Source organism: Nocardia sp. CDC519 (assembly GCF_059509835.1).
The window spans coordinates 3,328,597-3,345,920 of sequence record NZ_CM183377.1 but is presented as its reverse complement, the minus strand read 5'-3'; the positions used below and the strand labels follow the sequence as shown (position 1 = coordinate 3,345,920).

The following is a 17,324-nucleotide window of genomic DNA, read 5'->3' as shown; positions in this document are numbered from 1 at the left end:
CCTGATCCAGTTCCGACCCGCGCCCCGCGGCCCCGTCGCGGTGACTGTTCCGGCTGCCGCACAGGCGCTGCGGCATGGTCGCCGGGCGGGTCGCAGGCTCCCTGCCGATGGCGCAGGGCGCACCACCGACGTCCGTAGGTTAATTCCGGGTAGGGGCACGGTCCGGCAGGCGCGCCGTGCACATCCGCCACACCCGTCACATTTCCACCATTGCGGCCCGTCGTCGGGCCCGCGTTCACAGCAGCGTCAACCGGCCTTCCCGAGCGAGCCGGTCCACCACTGTCCCGGCCACCTCTTCGACGGTCAGGCCGACGAGTAGATGATCGCGCCACGCCCCATCGACATCCAGATAGCGGCGTAGCAGGCCTTCCTCACGGAACCCGACGTTGCGCAGCACCGCCTGGCTCGCCATATTCTCCGGCCGCACGGTCGCCTCGACCCGGTGCAAGCCGACCGGCCCGAAACAATGGTCGAGTCCGAGCGCCAGCGCCGCGGTCGCCACGCCTTGTCCGCCGAGATCCTTGGCCACCCAGTAGCCGATCCACGCCGATCGCAACGCCCCGCGCACGATATTGCCGACGGTCAACTGTCCGCTGAACGCGCCGTCGACCTCGATCACCAGCGGGATCATCGCCCCACGCCGCGCCTCGGCCTTCAGGCTCGACCACAGCGACGGCCAGTTCGAGGCGTGATTGCGCGCTTCCCACGCACCTCGGCCGGTGGGCTCCCACGGTTCCAGATGCTGCTGGTCGCGCAACCGGATCCGGCTCCAGGCGGCGGCATCGCGCAGCCGCACCGGTCGCAACGCCACCTGCCCGGCCGCGACCCGCACCGGGCCCAGATGTGCGGGCCACCCAGGGTGCTGGGTGGCCCGGAAAACGTTCATGGTCTCCACGTTTCAGCCGCGCTGTGCGAGAAAAGCGACCTGGACCTCGTCGCCCGTCCGGATCTCGGTGTCGTCCGGATCGACGACGATCAGGCTGTTGGCCTCGGCCAGCGTCGCCAGCAGATGGGAGGACGCGCCCGCCCCCGAACCCAGTGGTTGCACCAGGTATTCGCCGGTGGCTTCGTCGCGCATCAACTGGGCACGCAGATAGCCCTTGCGCCCGGCCATCGATTGGATCGGAGTGATCGTGCGGGCGTGCACGATTCGCCGCATCGGCTGACGTCGCCCGAGCGCGATCCGGATCAGCGGCCGCACCATCACCTCGAACACCACGAGGGCGCCGACGGGATTGGACGGCAGCAGAAACGTCGGCACCTCATCGCGGCCGAGCCGCCCGAAGCCCTGCACGGAACCGGGATGCATGGCGACCCTGGCGATCTCGAGCTCGCCGAGACCCTCCAACGCTTCCCGCACCTGTTCCGAGGCCCAGCCGCCGACCGCACCCGCGATCACCACGACCTCCGAACGGACCAGCTGACCTTCGACCACATCACGCAGCCTGCGCGGATCGGCGTCGACGATGCCGACCCGGTTGACGTCGGCGCCCGCATCGCGCGCAGCCGCCGCCAGGGCATAGGAATTCACGTCGTACACCTGGCCAGGGCCGGGCGTGCGGTCGATGTCGATGAGCTCGGCGCCCACCGAGATCACCGACAGCCGGGGCCGCGGATGCACCAGCACCTTGTCCTGGCCGACCGCCGCGAGCAGCCCGACCTGCGCCGCGCCGATGATGGTGCCGGCGCGCACGGCGACGTCGCCGGGTTGCACATCGTCGCCGATGCGGCGCACGTAATCGCCGGAACGCACCGGCTCGTACACCTTGATCCGGGCGCGACCGCCGTCGGTGAAGTCGATCGGCAGCACCGCGTCGGCCAGCGTCGGCAGCGGGGCACCGGTGTCGACGCGCACCGTCTGGCGCGGCTGCAACCGGATCGGCTGGCGCGAACCCGCGACCACCTCGCCGACCACGGGCAACGTCAGATCGACCAGTTCGCCTTCTTCGTCACGGATTTCGGCGCCGGCCGACGCGACGTCGACGCTGCGCACCGCGTAACCGTCGATGGCGGCCTGGTCGAAACCGGGCAGCGGCCGTTCGGTGACGACGTCCTCGGCACACAGCAGGCCCTGGGCCTCGGATATCGCGACCCGGACCGGCCGGGGCGCGACCGCCGCCGCGGTCACCTTGATCTGCTGATCCTCAACCGAGCGCATCCAGCCCTTCCCGATCTCCCTCGCCCCTCGGGCGATCTGTTCCTACGCCGTCACCTGCGGATCCCAGTCGGGTCCCAGCCGATGCTGCAGCCACTCCCGCAGGGCGGGACCGTATTCCTCCCGCTCCAGCGCGAAATCCACTGCAGCACGAAGATAGCCGCCCGGGTTGCCCAGATCGTGGCGCGACCCACGGTGAACCACCACATGCACCGGATGACCCTCGGCGATCAGCAGCGCGATCGCATCGGTCACCTGCAGTTCGCCGCCCGTGCCCGGCTCGATCCGGCGCAGGGCGTCGAAGATGGCCCGGTCGAGCAGATAGCGGCCGGCCGCGGCGTAGGTCGACGGCGCGTCGGCGAGGGCCGGCTTTTCCACCATCCCGTTGACGCGCAACACATCCGGATCCGCCACGCCGGGCACCGGCTCGACATCGAAGACGCCGTAAGCGCTCACCTGATCCTTGGGGACGTCGATGGCGCACAGCACCGTGCCGCCGCGTTCGCGCCGGACCCGGCTCATCGTGTCGAGCACACCGCACGGCAGCACCAGATCGTCGGGCAGCAGGACGGCGATGGCGTCCTCGTCGGCGTCGAGCACGCTTTCGGCCTGGGCGATCGCGTGGCCGAGTCCGAGCGGCTCGTCCTGCACGACGGAGGTGACATCGAGCAGCCCCGGCGCCTTACGCACCTTCTCCAGCAGCTGGAACTTGCCCCGTTCGGCGAGGGTGCTCTCCAGCACCAGATCCTCGACGAAATGCGCGACCACACCGTCTTTACCGGGTGAGGTGACGATGACCAGCCGGTCGGCGCCGGATTCGGCGGCCTCGGCGGCCACCAGTTCGATGCCGGGGGTATCGACGACCGGCAGCAACTCCTTGGGCACCGTCTTGGTCGCGGGCAGGAACCGGGTCCCGAGCCCAGCGGCCGGCACGACCGCAGTACGGAAGCACGACTCCACCGCCGCGCCCGTCGTCGAGCCGGGCTCGCCTGCCTTCGCTGTCATATGCACACCTTATCCGTGTAATACGTCGTCCAAGCCTGCTTCGCGGCGGCCTGGCGCCCGCATGAGCCTATGGTGATCACCGTGAAGATGCCCGGTGAGCGCGATAAACATGCCTGGCGGTTGGAGATTCTCGCGCAGCGGGCCGCGGTGTCCGACGCCGACCGGGCGCAGGAGGCGTCCGCGCTGGCAGCGACGGCCGGGCAAATCGTGGTCGGCGAATGGGTGTGCGCGTATGTCCCGGTGCGTGGTGAACCGGGCTCGGAGGCGATGCTCGACGCGCTGCTGGCAGCGGGAGCGCGGGTATTGCTGCCGGTGACGGGGCCACCGGGACCTCTGGACTGGGCCGAGTACACCGGTGCGGCGAGTCTGCGCGCCGCCCGCTACGGGCTGCTCGAGCCGAGCGGACCAGCATTGGGTATTGCCGCGGTGGCGCGCGCGAGTGTGATTCTCGTCCCTGCGCTGGCGGTGGATCTACGTGGTGTGCGGCTCGGGCGCGGCGCAGGCTACTACGACCGCACGCTGGCCGCGGCCGACCCGGCTGCCCGGCTCGTGGCGGTGGTTCGTGACGCTGAGCTGGTGGAACGGCTGCCCGAGGAGCCGCACGACCTGCGGATGGGCTGGGCCCTGACGCCGCGCGGCGGGCTGCGCGAGTTGTCCGCCGATTGACCGCGCGCCCGCCGGGAATGAAATCCCGGGTGGCAATGTTGGCACTGTCGCCTGTAGAGTGCTAGATCGACGAACCCTGCGGAGGATCCTGTGCCAACTTATTCGTACGCGTGCACCCAGTGTGATAACCGCTTCGACATCGTTCAGTCCTTCACCGACGAGGCGCTGAGCGTCTGCTCGGAGTGCTCGGGCAAGCTGCGCAAGCTGTTCAACTCCGTCGGCATCGTGTTCAAGGGCAGCGGTTTCTACCGCACCGACAGCCGCGGCGGTGCGTCCACCGCCAGCGAGCCCGCCAAGTCCGACAGCGGATCCTCCTCCGGCTCCGATTCGAGCTCCTCGGCCGCCCCCGCGGCGGCGGCCAGCACCGCAGCCGCCAGCTGAGGCGAGTCGCGGGTTGTGCACAGCCCGCGAGTTGTCCACAACCCGTCGCTCACCGGGCCCGGGCCGCCGATCCGCGCCATACGCTCGGCGCATGATCGGAATGTTCGCCGGCCGCCGCCGACTCGGCCCCCAGCGCTTCGGCGATGGTCCGCTCGGCCGCGGCGAGACGCTGCGGGAAGCATTCTGGAATCGGCCACCATGGGCCGACGGATTGCTCGCCAGGCGGGTCCTCGCCGCCGTTCTCACCGCCGCCGCAGTCGTACTGATGCTGCGCGGTGATCCCGATGCCGACCGCGCACGCGTCGTCGTCGCGGCTCGCGATCTACCACCCGGCCATCTGCTCACCTCAGCGGACCTGCGGGTCGTCGACCGGGAATCCGGCGCACTACCCGGCGGTGCGGCGCGCGATCCGGCCCCGCTGATCGGTGCCACCATCACCGGCGCGATGAGCACCGGGGAGATCCTGACCGATCTGCGTGTGATCGGCCCGCGGCTGGCCGCGGTGGCCGGAGGCGCACCGGACGCCAGGATCGTTCCCCTCCGGCTGGCCGATACCGCCGTCGCCGACATCCTGCGCGCGGGTGATCGCGTCGACGTCATCGCAGCCGACGAATCCGACCGAGCCGCCCGCCCCGCGCGCACCCTGGCCACCGATGCCGCCGTGGTCCTGATCTCCGGCTCCCCCGGGTCATCGCCGACACGATCGGCGGAGCGAGTGGTCCTGGTGGCGATGGGCGCCGAGAACGCGGCCGCGGTGGCCGCGGCATCGTTGAGCACCGCCCTGACCGTCGTCTTCCATTGAGATCGATCACCTCTGATCGCCGGCTCCATCGTTCGCCGAGCGTTAGCCGGTGCGGTCAACTAGCATCCGGGAAGACCAGCACCCGGCTGCGGACATTCGGTTCCGCACACCGAAGGAGATAGGGCATTGCTCAAGGGGTTCAAGGATTTCGTGCTTCGCGGAAACGTCGTCGACCTGGCTGTTGCCGTCGTCATGGGTACCGCGTTCGTCGCGATCGTCACCGCGTTCACCAATGGGATCATCAATCCGCTGCTCGCGGTTTTCGGCAGTCCCAATGAACTCGGGCTCGGTTTCCGATTGGTTGCCGACAATCCCTCGACCTTCATCGAGGTGGGCCCGATCATCACCGCGTGCATCAACTTCCTGATGATCGCGGCGGTCCTGTACTTCGTCTTGGTGATGCCTTCCACGCATGTGAAGAAGCGCTTCGCCAAGGAGGAGAAGGAGGAAGTGCTCAGCGACAACGACCTGCTGATCCAGATCCGCGATCTGCTGGCCGAGGGCCAGAAGACCGGCGGGGGGCGGCACGAGTACTCCTCCGAGTCCTGACGACGAAAGGGCCTGTCGCCGAGTGCGACAGGCCCTTTCGATCGTGGGAGGAGAATCAGCCGATGCTGAACGGCTGACCCCACAGGGTCACCACGGACATCACGTTCTCGGTCTCGACCTTGACCTTCACGAACGCCCGCGCCTGCGCGTAACCGGCGCAGCCGCTCAGGCCGATGGTCTCGTCGGCCCAGGTGACGCTGCCGCTCTTGCCCTTGAACTTGTTGCGCTTCTCGTGCGACTCCTCACCGAAGTCGTCGGCCTCTTCGAGGTCGAGCACGTAGAAGGACTTGGCCTGGCCGGGGCCGAGCGACAGCTCGCCGCCGCTCTCGGCGCCGACACCGAAGGACTCGCCGTCCCAGGTGCCCTCACCGGAGACGCCGCCCTCGACGCCACCGCCGCCGATGTTCACCTGGCAGCCCACGACATAGCCGGGGTAGATCTTGCCGCCCTTGGCGCCCGAGCCGGACAGCTCGACCTGCGCGCTGGCCGAGACCCACGCGTTGCGGTGCACCGGGGTGGAACCCATCGACGGGTTGATGTTGGCCGACTCGCCGACCAGACGGACCGTCACCACGGTGCCGTCGGACAGGGTGCGGACGATTTCGCCGCCGGGCAGCGGCACGAAGGTGTCGGCGTTGGCCGCACCGGTGGAGAACAGGCCCATCGCGACGGCCGCGGCGGCACCCGCACCGGCCGCACGCACGATGCTCTTACGGTTGATCATTGTGTAATGCCCCTCTGGGGTTGATTCGCTTCAGCGAGAGATTGATTGGCGGATTCGAGACACATCGGTCCGGTCCGGCCGAGACGGCCGGGCAGACCCGGAATCAGCCGATGCTGAACGGCTGGCCGTAGAGGGTGGTCTTCGAGTAGTGGTCGCCGATGATCTCGACCACGGTGTAGGCGCGGGCCTGCGCGTAACCGGCACAGCCCTGGATCTCCATCTCGACGTCCTGGTACTCGACGGAGTAGACACCCGGCTTGGTGATGTCCTTGTACTCGATCTGGACGAACTTGACCTCACCCGGGCCGAGCTCGAGACCCACCGAGCCGCCGACGGACGCGCCGTCGAGGTCGACACTGCCGGAGACACCGGCCGAGATGGCCTCGTCGCCGATGGCGACCTGGCAGCCGACGATGTAGCCGGTGTTCAGCTGCGAGGTGCCGTGGGTGGAGGAGTTGTTGGTGCCGGGGGCACCGGTCGGACCGTTGTTCGGACCCACTTCACCCTCGGGGGTGGCGGTGACATCGGCGCTCGCGATACCGGAGACCCACACGGTGCGACCGGCACCGTTGGCCGCCAGCGACGGCGAGACCAGCGCGCTCTCATGGGTGCGCTTGATGGTGACGCCGGGGCCGATCTTCTCACCGTCCGGCAGCGGCACGAAGGCGTCCGCGTTGGCGGCGCCGGCCGAGAACAGTCCCATGGCCACGGCGGCGACGGCGCCGACGCCCATCGCGCGCGTGACGTTGGTGCGGTTCTTGCTCATACTTCCCCTCATCAGGTTTTCAGCGACAACCCCGTTCGCACGGGGATGGCCTACAGCAGGCTCAGATGAGCGTGCTCGAAAGCGCTGACCGCCAGATGAACCCGAATCGGCACAGCGAATGAACAGTCGGGGACGGCATTTCGTCCGCGGCATGGCAGCAAGATGAGGTGTAGGTAGCCGAGAGGTTACGCAGATCGGCCGAATCCGCCGCGACAGGGACGAATTCACCGGTCGCGGGCCGAAAACAGCAGAACGCGGGCCTGTCACGATTGTGACAGACCCGCGTTCATTTCGCTGGTCGCGTTTGCTCAGGCCGTTGGCCGGCCCGAGCGGGAGCCGATCAGCCCAGGCTGAACGGCTGACCCCACAGGGTCACCACCGACATGACATTGTCGGTCTCGACCTTGACCTTGACGAAGGCACGCGCCTGCGCGTAGCCGGCGCAGCCGGTCAGACCGATGGTCTCATCGGCCCAGGTGACCGAGCCGCTGGTGCCCTTGAAGACGTTGCGGGTCTCGTGCGACTCGTTGCCGAAGTCGTCGGTGTCTTCGAGGTCGAGCACGTAGAAGGACTTGGCCTGGCCGGGGCCGAGCGACAGCTCGCCGCCGCTCTCGACGCCACCGGTGGGATCGCCTTCCCAGGTGCCGCCGGCAGAGGCGCCGCCTTCGACGCCGCCGCCGCCGATGTTCACCTGGCAGCCCACCACGTAACCGGGGTAGATCTTGCCACCCTTGGCGCCCTCACCGGCCAGCTCGACCTGCGCACTGGCCGATACCCAGGCGTTGCGGTGCACCGGGGTGGAGCCGAGGGAGGGGTTGATGTTGGCCGATTCACCGACCAGGCGGACCGTCACCACGGTGCCGTCGGACAGCGTCTTGACGATTTCGCCGCCGGGCAGCGGCACGAAGGTGTCGGCGTTGGCCGCACCGGTGGAGAACAGGCCCATGGCAACGGTGGCGGCAGCGCCGAGTCCGGCCGCCCGCGCCACGATCTTACGGTTGATCATGTTTGTACCCTTCGAGGGTCGAGTTCGCTCGAGGCGAGAGGTTTGTACGGTCGAATTCGACGACTCAGCCGATGCTGAACGGCTGCCCGTAAAGGGTGGTCTTCGAGTAGTGGTCACCGATGATCTCGACGACCGTGTACGCCCGCGCCTGCGCGTAACCCGCGCAGCCCTGGATCTCCATCTCGACGTCCTGGTACTCGACCGAGTAGTGGCCCGGCTTCAGAATGTCCTTGTACTCGATCTGGACGAACTTCACCTCGCCCGGGCCCAGCTCCAGACCCACCGCACCGCCGACCGAGGCGCCCTCGACATCGATGCTTCCCGACAGACCGGCGGAGATGGCCTCGTCGCCGATGCTGACCTGGCAGCCCACGATGTAGCCCGTGTTCAGCTGGGACGCACCGTGGGTGGAGGAGTTGTTGGTACCCGGCGCGCCGGCGGGGCCGTTGTTCGGACCCACCTCGCCCTCGGGGGTGACGGTGACGTCCGCGCTCGCGGTGCCCGAAACCCAGACAACGCGACCTGCGCCATTGGCCGCCATGGACGGCGAAACGACAGCGTGCTCATGGGTGCGCTTGATGGTCACACCCGGACCAACCTTCTCGCCGTCCGGCAACGGCACGAAGGTATCCGCGTTTGCGGCCCCGGTCGAAAGCAGACCCAGGGCCACGGCGGCTGCGGCGCCGACGCCCGCGGCACGGGCTCCGCGGCGCAAACCGTTGGTGCGGTTCTCGCTCATACTTCCCCTCATCAATTTTTCTCGAACAGACCAGCCTCGACCGTCGAGGCTGGACATGGTCCTCACAGGCCCAGCTCAGTGTGTCGCCTATTTGTTGCCGTTGTGTAACTCGCTGTTATTTCAACGCAAAGCTCGACTACTGCCGGGCCACACCCGACTCCGCGAGGTCTGCACATTCGTGCAGGCCACTGGACTGCGGAGGCGGTTGCGATGGCCCGAGGCGAGATTAACCGGCGGTAACGGAACGGACAACGAAAGTATTCGTCAAGACCCGAGTGATCTGTATCACATAGCCAAAATGCTTATATCGCTTGACGTGCATAAATGCAGGATGCGAGTTCCGGCAAAGTAGCCGAATTGCCCCGGACGGCGAAGCAGCACCAGCGGCGAATACGGGACGAGAACGTATTCCGGAGGAGATCGGAACAGCAAAGAGCTTGAATCTTGAACGCTCGAGATAGCTACGCGTCAGTAAATACGTAGCAGGGCAGTAGATAACGGGCGAGGCATCGGCGCCCGGGCGGTAGCTGGAACGCGGAAGAACTCAGCCGTGATGCGGCGGAACCTGCGACCGCAACCAGTCGTCGGTGCTCGACGGCGTGTCGCGGTCGTCGCCGCGTTCGTCGCCGGTGGTCTCCGGGAGCACCTCACCGAAGATGCGCGCCAGACGCGCGGCGTCCCCCGGCCGGCGGACCGGACGGGGGACGTCGCTGCGATCGTCGGAAGAACTCATTCGTCCAATCCGGACAGTTCACCGATCACCCGGCTGGCGAGCGGGCCGAGGGTCGCCATGCCATCGCGGATGGCCGAACGAGTACCGGGCAGGTTCACCACAAGGGTGCTGCCGGAGATACCGGCCAGGCCGCGCGAAAGGCCCGCGTCGAGGGAACCGGCGACCCGGCCAGAGGAACGCAGGGCCTCGCTGATACCGGGCAGCTCACGGTCGAGCACCTGGGAGGTGGCCTCCGGCGTGACATCGCGCGGCGACATACCCGTGCCGCCGACCGAGATGACCAGGTCGACGCCGCCGATCACCGCGGTGTTGAGCGCGTTACGGATCTCCACCTCATCGGCCTGCACCGTCACCGACGCGTCGACGAGAAAGCCCGCTTCGGTGAGCAATTCGGTGACCAGCGGGCCCAGCGAATCCACACCACCGTGCGCGGTGCGGTCGTCGACGACCACGACCAGTGCGCGTCCTGCCACGGAACCATCGATGTCCATGGTGCTCACCGTAGCGTCACCGCCGAGCATCGGCTCCCATCCCCCGTGCAGCACCTGCATCACCGCACTCCCCCGGTCGACACCGCGTCGAGGGTCACCTCGACCGTCTTGGCGTTTCCGCCCTGCTCATCGGTATATGTCACGCTCACCTTGTCTCCTGGTCGGCTGGAACGGACGGCGGCGACCAAGGCGTCGCCGGAGTCGATGGTGCGGTCGTTCATCCGGGTGATCACCACTCCGGCCGGGATACCGGCCTTGGCGGCGGGACCGTCGGGGGTCACCTCGAGCACCCGCGCTCCGCGCACCGTGTCGTTACGCGGCACCGTGATGCCGATCTGGGCATAGGTGGCGTGGCCGGTCTCGATCAGTTCTTCGGCGACCCGGCGGGCCTGATCGACCGGGATGGCGAAACCGAGCCCGATCGAGCCGCTCTGCTGGCCGCCGAGGTCGGAGCCGCCGAGGGTGGCGATCGCGGTGTTGATGCCGATCAGCTTGCCGTTGGCGTCGACCAGCGCACCGCCGGAATTACCCGGATTGATCGCGGCGTCGGTCTGGATGGCGTCGATGACGGGGTTGGGCGTGGCCGGGTCGGCGCTCGGCTGACCGGAGGTGGAGACCGGCCGGTTCAACGCCGAGACGATGCCGGTGGTGACGGTGCCGGCGAGGCCGAGGGGCGAGCCGATCGCGATGACGGGCTGACCGACCTGGAGGCCGGCCGAGCTGCCGAGTTCGATCGGGGTCAGGCCCGTCTTGCCCTCGACCTTGATGACGGCGAGATCGGACACCGGATCGGCGCCGACCATGGTCGCGGACGCGGTGCTGCCGTCGGCGAAGGAGACCTCCATCTTCGCGCCGGGACCGCCGCCCGCGGCGACGTGGTTGTTGGTCAGGATCAGTCCATCCGACGACAAGATGACTCCCGAGCCCTCGCCCTGTGCGCGGTTGCTCGCGACCTTGATCATCACCACGCTCGGCAGCACGCGCTGGGCCACCGCCTGGGTGGAGCCGGCGGGCGCGGTGGAGGCGTTATCGATATTGGGCTTCGGTGCGTCGAGGGCGTTGGTGACAGTGGTCGCGGCGCCGTCGTCGCCCGCGACCAGCGCGCCGACCGCGCCACCGACGCCGCCGCTGACCAATGCCAGCGCGACCGCGCCCGCGACCAGGCCGGTGCGGACCGGACGCTTGGGGGCGGGCTGCGGCTCGGGAACGGGGGCGTGGCCGAACGGAGGGCCCTGCGGACCTGGCGCCGAGTGGTAACCCGGCGGCGGCACGGCCCCTGGATGCGGGCCGTGCGGTCGATCGGTGAAATCCTCGGTCATGGTTACTCGTTTCTTTCTCACGTCGTGCCATCCAGCGTGACGCCGACTGCTGAGAGCGGACTGAGACCGTGCTTGAAGTTCGCTGCGGATCGAACGGCCCGATCGACCTATCGATCCGCCTCGTCCTCGGCGGCCGCCGCGGGCGCGCCCGCCTCACCGGGCAACACGATGCGGATCAGCGCGCCGCCGCGTTCGGACGTATCGATCGTGATGGTGCCGCCGTGTTTTGTCACGACTTGTTTCACAATCGCGAGCCCGAGCCCCGAGCCCGGCATCGAACGCGACGCGGTGGTCCGGTAGAAACGCTCGAACACCAGCTCGCGTTCGGCGGGCGGGATGCCTGGACCGGCGTCGTCGACCGAGAGTTCGAGCAGCCCGCGCCCCACCTCGGCCATGCTGACCCGCACCTGCGCGCCGGCCGGACTCCACTTCGCGGCATTGTCGAGCACGTTGAGGATGGCTCGCTCCAACCCGGCCTCGTGGCCGTAGACGAACCACGGCCGCAGCGCCGCGACGAACTCGATGGAGCCGCGGCGGCGACGTGCGCGTTCGAGCGCACGCCCGGCGACCTCGCCTAGATCGACACGCTCGTAGACGGTTTCCGGCGCGTCTTCCCGAGCCAGATCGACCAGGTCGCCGACGAGGGTGGACAGCTCTTCGATCTGGGCGACCACATCGGCGCGCAGTTCGGCCATGTCCTCGTCCGGAATCCGCGGTGCGCCGGGCCTGCCCGCCGCGATCAGCAATTCCATGTTGGTGCGCAGCGACGTCAGCGGGGTACGCAACTCGTGGCCCGCGTCGGCGACCAGCCTGCGCTGCCGGTCGCGGGATTCGGCCAGGGCACGCAGCATGGTGTTGAAACTCTCGGTGAGCCGGGCCAGCTCGTCGTCACCGGTGACCGGGATCGGCGTCAGATCATCGGTGCGGGCCACCCGCTCGGTGGCCGCGGTGAGCCGGGCGATGGGCCGCAATCCGGTGCGCCCGACCGCGGTACCCGCCGCCGCGGCCAGCAGCACGCCGCACCCGCCGACCACGAACAGCAGCCACGCCAGCCGGTCGAGCACCTCACGGGTGGGCTCGAGGCGCTGGGAGATCACCAGCGTGACACCCGAATCCATGCGCCGGGCCAGCACCCGCTGATTGTTGAAGGTGCGCAGCGAGGACGTGTGTTCGCCCTTGGCGACCGCGATCTCCTCGGTGCCGATGGGCGGCTTGGTCGGCTGCGGCGGGATGTAGACCGGGAGGCTGTCGGGTGGACGCTCACCCTCCGGCGCGGTCGGCGAGGACACCGAGAACGGGTAGATCAGGCCGACGCCGATGTTGTTGGAGAACAGCGTCGCCACGCCGAGCGATTGGAAGGCCATGCTGTCGATATCGCCACTGATCATGGTCGCGGCCCTGGCGCGCAACTGGGCGTCGACGTCACCGTAGAGCGCCCGCGCGACCATGGCGTAGGCGGCGATGGAGGTGACCGCGACGGCGATGGCCACCACCGAGGCGGCCAGCAGCGTCACCCGCCAGCGCAGCGAGACCGTGCGGGTCAGCGGCGTCGGCGGGCGCATGGGCGCCGGCTCGGCACCGCGGCGGGGCTGCCCCAGCGGCGCCACACCAGCGGCGGTGCCGGATTTTCCCGGCCGTTTGGAAGCTGAACGTGCCATGTCCGCGCCCGCCTACGGCGGCGTCTCCCGTAGTACGTAGCCGACACCGCGCACGGTGTGGATCAATCGCGGTTCGCCCTCGGCCTCGGTCTTACGCCGCAGGTAGCCGATGTAGACCTCGAGGGCATTGCCCGAGGTGGGGAAGTCGTAGCCCCACACCTCCTCGAGAATCCGGCCGCGAGTCAGCACCCGGCGCGGATTCGCCATCAGCATTTCCAGCAGTGAGAACTCGGTGCGGGTGAGGCTGATCGAACGGGTTCCGCGCAGCACTTCACGGGTGACGGGATCCAGCGACAGATCGGCGAACCGCATCGTTTCCGAGGTCTCGCCCGGATCGCTGGTCCGGCGGCGCAGCAGCGCGCGCAACCGCGCGAGCAATTCTTCGAGCGCGAATGGTTTCGGCAAATAGTCGTCGGCGCCCGCGTCGAGACCGGCGACCCGTTCGGAAACCGAATCCCGTGCGGTCAAAACCAGAATCGGCAGATCGTCGCCGGTGCTGCGCAAACGGCGGCAGACCTCGAGGCCGTCCAGGCGCGGCATCATCACATCGAGGACGAGCGCGTCCGGTCGCTGCGCGGTGACTTTGTCCAATGCGTCGACACCGTCGACCGCGAGGTCGACGGTGTAGCCGTTGAAGGTCAGCGACCGCCGCAGCGATTCCCGGACGGCGCGATCGTCGTCGACTACCAGAATGCGCATGTCACCAGTTTGACCGCATCGACTGAGAGCGGACTGAGAGGGCTGCTCCGACACGCCGCCACCAGCGCGTTCCGCGACCGAAATGTTTGCCCGCTGTCCGATAAGTGATCTTGACCTGCACATTTACCGGATTGCACGGCCGCGGCTCTCGCACGCGATCATTCGTTCGCGAATCTTGTTCTGCTCGGCCATATTCGAGGTTTAACGTGGGGAACGTCCAGATTGCCGATGCTCCCTCTGCGGGGTATGTTCCCTGCGGTAAAAAGAAGACCTCAGGTTGGTTCTGGCGCGGTTCACATCGAATCCAGAACTCCCCACGCACGGCCGGGGTCACTCGTGATGCGGAGGCGACACAAGCGGATGGAAGCTGCACCGCGACCCTGGCAATTCAGCCTGCCCAACTGGTCGGTTACCCGCAAGGTCGGCATCGTGCTCGTGCTGCCGGTGGTACTGGCCACCGCGTTCGCGGTGCTGCGGATCAACAACGAGCTCCAGACCATGGACCAGTTGGACGCCGCCACCGAACAGGCCATCATCATCCGGCCCATCGTGAGATTCGGCACCGCCACCGAACATCTGGCGGTGACCGCGACGTCGAGCTGGGGCAACCCCGCCGACCCGCGCACCGACGCCGCGCTGACCCGTTTCGATCAGGCCTTGGCGGATATGGAAACCGCGCTCCAGGACACCGGGGTCAGCGGCAAGGTGACCGCCGAGCTGTCCTCGGCGGTCGCCATCGGCACCACCATGCGCAACAGCCTGCGCAGCGGGTCCCCGGCCATGGTCGGCGATCAGGCCGACGAGATCGGCATGCGCATCGGTAACGCGCTCGCGCTCTCGCCCTCGGTGGAAGACCTCGTCATCCAGCGATACTTTCTCCAGCTGACCACGATTCAGACCGCCCGCCGCGTGCTCACCGAGCAGCGCATGCTGATCAGCTCGCCCGATGCCGCCCGCAACCCGAGCATGCGGGCACGGGTGCTCACCTCCGCCGGTGCCGAGCTGACCATGATCTATCAGTACGGCCAGATTCTGCCGGAGCTGGCCGGCAACATGCGCCCGCTGCTCGACGCGGTGCAGACGCGCCTGGCGACCTTCAGCCAGAACACCGCCGACCCGGCGAGCAATCCGGCGGTGCTCGACTCGCTGCAGGTCAGTGCCGACACCTATGACGCCACCACCGCGCAGCTGACCGACATCATCGACGCCGCCCTGCTCGACCGCACCACCACCGCGCAGAACAGCGCCCTGCGCGAAACCACGATCGTGATGGCGGTGCTGCTGGCCGGCCTGGCGCTGGCGCTCGCCGTCGCGCGGACCCTGGTGGTCCCGGTGCGCAGGCTGCGTCGCGACGCGCTCGAGGTCGCGCACGTCAAGCTGCCCGACGAGCTGTCGGTGGTGCGTGCCGGTGGCACCACCCCGAAGATCACCCCGGTCGCCGTGCACACCACCGACGAGATCGGCCAGCTGGCCAGGGCCGTCGACGAAATGCACGAACAGGCGCTCAATCTCGCCGCCGAGCAGGCCCGCCTGCGGGTGCAGATCGGCAACATGTTCGAGACCCTGTCGCGGCGCAGCCAGTCGCTGGTGGAACAGCAGCTGGCGCTGATCGAGGATCTGGAACACGACGAGGACAACAGCGAACGGTTGCAGAGCCTGTTCCGCCTCGACCACCTCGCCACCCGCATGCGCCGCAACGGCGACAACCTGCTGGTGCTGGCCGGTACGGCGTTGCGCCGCGGCCAGCTGCAGCCGGTGCCGCTGTCGGACATGCTGTGGAGTGCGGTCTCGCAGGTCGAGGACTATCAGCGGGTCGAGATCGGCACCGTGCCCGAGGGAGTCGTCGCCGGTGAGCCAGCGGTCGACATCGAGCATCTGCTCGCCGAGCTCATCGACAACGCGCTGCGCTACTCGCCGCCGACGACGCCGGTCGCGGTGACGGTCGCGCGCGCGGTCGACGGCGGCTACCTCATCGAGATCACCGACCGCGGCCTCGGCATGTCGGCCGAAGACCTCCAGGCCACCAATGAGCGCCTCGCCTCCGGTGGTGAGGTCACCATCGAAACCGCCCGCCGGATGGGCCTGTTCGTGGTGGGCCGGCTGGCCAAGCGGCACAACATCACTGTCAGCCTGCGCCGCACCTCGACCATGGCCCAGCAGCCCGGTATCACCGCGAGCGTGCATCTGCCCGGCGCTCTCGTCGCACCGGCGATGGACGACGCCGACGGCAAGCCGCCGACCGATCCGTTCGCGGCGCTGCCGCCGGGTACGCCGCCGCAGCGCACCCTGGTGTCGGTGCCGAGCCTGCCGGAAGCTCCCTCCCCCGCACCCGAATCGGAGCCGGTGCCGCTGTCGTCGTGGGGCACCACGAGTAACGGCCTGCCGCAGCGTCGCCCGTCCATCCGGGTGGCGGAGCCGCCGGAGCAGCCGTCCGTCTCGGTTCCGGCGAGCGCGCGCACCGATTCCGGCGCGCAGCGTTCGGGTGCCGAGGACCGTTCCGGCCATGCGCCGTTCGGACCGCCGACGCCGGAGCCGCATCCGGGCGACGCCGCGACCGGCCCGAACCGGATCGTCTCCGCCGAACCGGAGGAAGAGCCGACGGGCCTGTGGGCCGAGACCACCGAGCACCCGATCGTGACCGCGCAGGCGGAGACCATGGCGCCGCAGACCGCGGCCCCGGCGCCGCAGACCGAGACCCCGGAGCCGCAACCGCGGGCCACCACCGCCGGCTCCGGTCTGCCGATCCGGCGCCCGGCCGCGGTGCGCGACGAGCCACAGCAGGCGCCCGCACCACAGCCGGCGCAGCAGCAGCCCGAGACCGTCACCGTCACCGCCGAATCCGCGGTGACGACCACGACCTCGACGCGCCTGCAGCCGGTGGGTGGCGATTCGCCGACCCCGATCTATCAGCGCATGGTGTCGGAGTGGCTGGTCGAGCCCGCCACCGCGCAGCCGTCGAGCGGCACCTGGTCCTCCCCCGCGGACGCGGGCTGGACGGCGGCCGAGGATGCCGCGAAGCCGACCACCAGCGGCCGGACCGTCGGCGGCCTGCCGATCCGCAGGCCGGGTGCGCAGTTGGTGCCGGGTGGCCTGGCCCCGGCGGAAGAAGCGGGCGCTCGTGACCCGGAGGAGATCCGGAACAACCTGACCAGGCATCTCAGTGGGGTCCGCAGCGGGCGGGCCGAAGCGCAGCACAACGACGGAGGGCTTGCATGACCAACCCGAACCCGAACAGCACCACGGACGAGAACCTGAATTGGCTGGTGGCCCGGTTCACCCGGGACGTACCCGGTGTCTCCCACGCGGTCCTGGTGTCGGCGGACGGCCTGTTGCAGGCCACCAGCCCGCATCTGCCCGCCGACCGCGCCGAACAGCTGGCCGCGGTGACCGCCGGCCTGGCGAGCCTGTCCACCGGTGCCGCACAGCTTTTCGACGGCGGCAAGGTGATGCAGTCGATCGTGGAGATGCAGCGCGGCTATCTGCTGGTGATGAGCGTCGGCAACGGCTCGCATCTGGCGGTGCTGGCGAACAAGTCGCACGATATCGGCCGCATCGGCTACGAGATGGCGCTGCTGGTCGATCGAGTGGGCTCGGTGGTTTCCGCCACCGCCCGCACTGCCGTCTGAGTGAT

General features: G+C 68.7%; 18 protein-coding genes. 6 read left to right on the top strand and 12 right to left on the bottom strand.

Annotated features, from left to right (window positions below; translation table 11 throughout):
• Window positions 1-235: 235 nt before the first annotated feature.
• The 3 genes from AC5W7N_RS14855 to AC5W7N_RS14845 are packed head-to-tail and all read right to left on the bottom strand — an operon-like array spanning window position 236 to window position 3,160.
• The gene (locus tag AC5W7N_RS14855; RefSeq protein WP_048834420.1) at window positions 236-886 is read right to left on the bottom strand and encodes a GNAT family N-acetyltransferase; all 651 of its coding nucleotides are present in this window, start codon (window positions 884-886) and stop codon (window positions 236-238) included.
• A 12-nt stretch (window positions 887-898) separates the two neighbouring features.
• Entirely contained in the window at window positions 899-2,158 is a 1,260-nt protein-coding gene (gene glp, locus AC5W7N_RS14850; RefSeq protein ID WP_014352933.1) for a molybdotransferase-like divisome protein Glp, read from the bottom strand.
• Between the two features lie 42 nt (window positions 2,159-2,200).
• Complete coding sequence (locus AC5W7N_RS14845) at window positions 2,201-3,160, bottom strand: UTP--glucose-1-phosphate uridylyltransferase (RefSeq protein WP_163811299.1); 960 nt, start codon at window positions 3,158-3,160, stop codon at window positions 2,201-2,203.
• A 69-nt stretch (window positions 3,161-3,229) separates the two neighbouring features.
• Here AC5W7N_RS14845 and AC5W7N_RS14840 point away from each other — a divergent pair, with 69 nt between their 5' ends.
• The 4 genes from AC5W7N_RS14840 (at window position 3,230) to mscL (ending at window position 5,558) form a co-directional block, all read left to right on the top strand.
• On the top strand, window positions 3,230-3,826 hold the full coding sequence (locus AC5W7N_RS14840) for a 5-formyltetrahydrofolate cyclo-ligase (protein ID WP_194989640.1): 597 nt from the start codon (window positions 3,230-3,232) through the stop codon (window positions 3,824-3,826).
• 90 nt (window positions 3,827-3,916) lie between these two features.
• Entirely contained in the window at window positions 3,917-4,207 is a 291-nt protein-coding gene (locus AC5W7N_RS14835; protein WP_036540013.1) for an FmdB family zinc ribbon protein, read from the top strand.
• A gap of 91 nt (window positions 4,208-4,298) precedes the next feature.
• Window positions 4,299-5,009: an SAF domain-containing protein gene (locus AC5W7N_RS14830; RefSeq protein WP_228805995.1), complete on the top strand. Its 711-nt coding sequence runs from the start codon at window positions 4,299-4,301 to the stop codon at window positions 5,007-5,009.
• Between the two features lie 126 nt (window positions 5,010-5,135).
• Complete coding sequence (gene mscL / locus AC5W7N_RS14825; RefSeq protein WP_163811295.1) at window positions 5,136-5,558, top strand: large conductance mechanosensitive channel protein MscL; 423 nt, start codon at window positions 5,136-5,138, stop codon at window positions 5,556-5,558.
• Between the two features lie 55 nt (window positions 5,559-5,613).
• Here mscL and AC5W7N_RS14820 read toward each other — a convergent pair whose 3' ends face one another.
• The 9 genes from AC5W7N_RS14820 to AC5W7N_RS14780 all read right to left on the bottom strand — a co-directional run bounded on the left by AC5W7N_RS14820 (window position 5,614) and on the right by AC5W7N_RS14780 (window position 13,693).
• Window positions 5,614-6,282 (bottom strand): MspA family porin, encoded by a 669-nt coding sequence (locus tag AC5W7N_RS14820; RefSeq protein WP_163811293.1) that lies wholly within the window; start codon window positions 6,280-6,282, stop codon window positions 5,614-5,616.
• A gap of 103 nt (window positions 6,283-6,385) precedes the next feature.
• Window positions 6,386-7,048, bottom strand: a complete 663-nt coding sequence (locus AC5W7N_RS14815; protein WP_163811292.1) for an MspA family porin — start codon at window positions 7,046-7,048, stop codon at window positions 6,386-6,388.
• A 340-nt stretch (window positions 7,049-7,388) separates the two neighbouring features.
• Window positions 7,389-8,054, bottom strand: coding sequence for an MspA family porin (locus tag AC5W7N_RS14810; protein ID WP_163811290.1), 666 nt, complete (start codon window positions 8,052-8,054; stop codon window positions 7,389-7,391).
• 64 nt (window positions 8,055-8,118) lie between these two features.
• Window positions 8,119-8,793: an MspA family porin gene (locus tag AC5W7N_RS14805; RefSeq protein WP_163811288.1), complete on the bottom strand. Its 675-nt coding sequence runs from the start codon at window positions 8,791-8,793 to the stop codon at window positions 8,119-8,121.
• A gap of 544 nt (window positions 8,794-9,337) precedes the next feature.
• Complete coding sequence (locus AC5W7N_RS14800; protein WP_163811286.1) at window positions 9,338-9,526, bottom strand: hypothetical protein; 189 nt, start codon at window positions 9,524-9,526, stop codon at window positions 9,338-9,340.
• Window positions 9,523-10,017 carry a MogA/MoaB family molybdenum cofactor biosynthesis protein gene (locus tag AC5W7N_RS14795; RefSeq protein ID WP_178127606.1) on the bottom strand — a complete coding sequence of 165 codons (495 nt, stop codon included), beginning with the start codon at window positions 10,015-10,017 and terminating at the stop codon, window positions 9,523-9,525. Before AC5W7N_RS14795 ends, AC5W7N_RS14800 begins: the two co-directional genes overlap by 4 nt.
• 59 nt (window positions 10,018-10,076) lie before the next feature.
• Window positions 10,077-11,336, bottom strand: a complete 1,260-nt coding sequence (locus AC5W7N_RS14790; protein WP_163811281.1) for a S1C family serine protease — start codon at window positions 11,334-11,336, stop codon at window positions 10,077-10,079.
• 107 nt (window positions 11,337-11,443) lie between these two features.
• Window positions 11,444-12,994 (bottom strand): HAMP domain-containing sensor histidine kinase, encoded by a 1,551-nt coding sequence (locus AC5W7N_RS14785; RefSeq protein WP_416381955.1) that lies wholly within the window; start codon window positions 12,992-12,994, stop codon window positions 11,444-11,446.
• Between the two features lie 12 nt (window positions 12,995-13,006).
• On the bottom strand, window positions 13,007-13,693 hold the full coding sequence (locus AC5W7N_RS14780; protein WP_163811279.1) for a response regulator transcription factor: 687 nt from the start codon (window positions 13,691-13,693) through the stop codon (window positions 13,007-13,009).
• 360 nt (window positions 13,694-14,053) lie between these two features.
• On the opposite strand from AC5W7N_RS14780, the gene AC5W7N_RS14775 reads away from it, so the two are divergent.
• Both AC5W7N_RS14775 and AC5W7N_RS14770 read left to right on the top strand, forming a co-directional pair.
• A complete protein-coding gene (locus AC5W7N_RS14775; RefSeq protein WP_195020032.1) occupies window positions 14,054-16,909 on the top strand; it encodes a sensor histidine kinase in 2,856 nt (951 codons plus the stop codon).
• Window positions 16,906-17,319, top strand: a complete 414-nt coding sequence (locus AC5W7N_RS14770; RefSeq protein ID WP_014352949.1) for a roadblock/LC7 domain-containing protein — start codon at window positions 16,906-16,908, stop codon at window positions 17,317-17,319. Before AC5W7N_RS14775 ends, AC5W7N_RS14770 begins: the two co-directional genes overlap by 4 nt.
• Window positions 17,320-17,324: the final 5 nt, after the last annotated feature.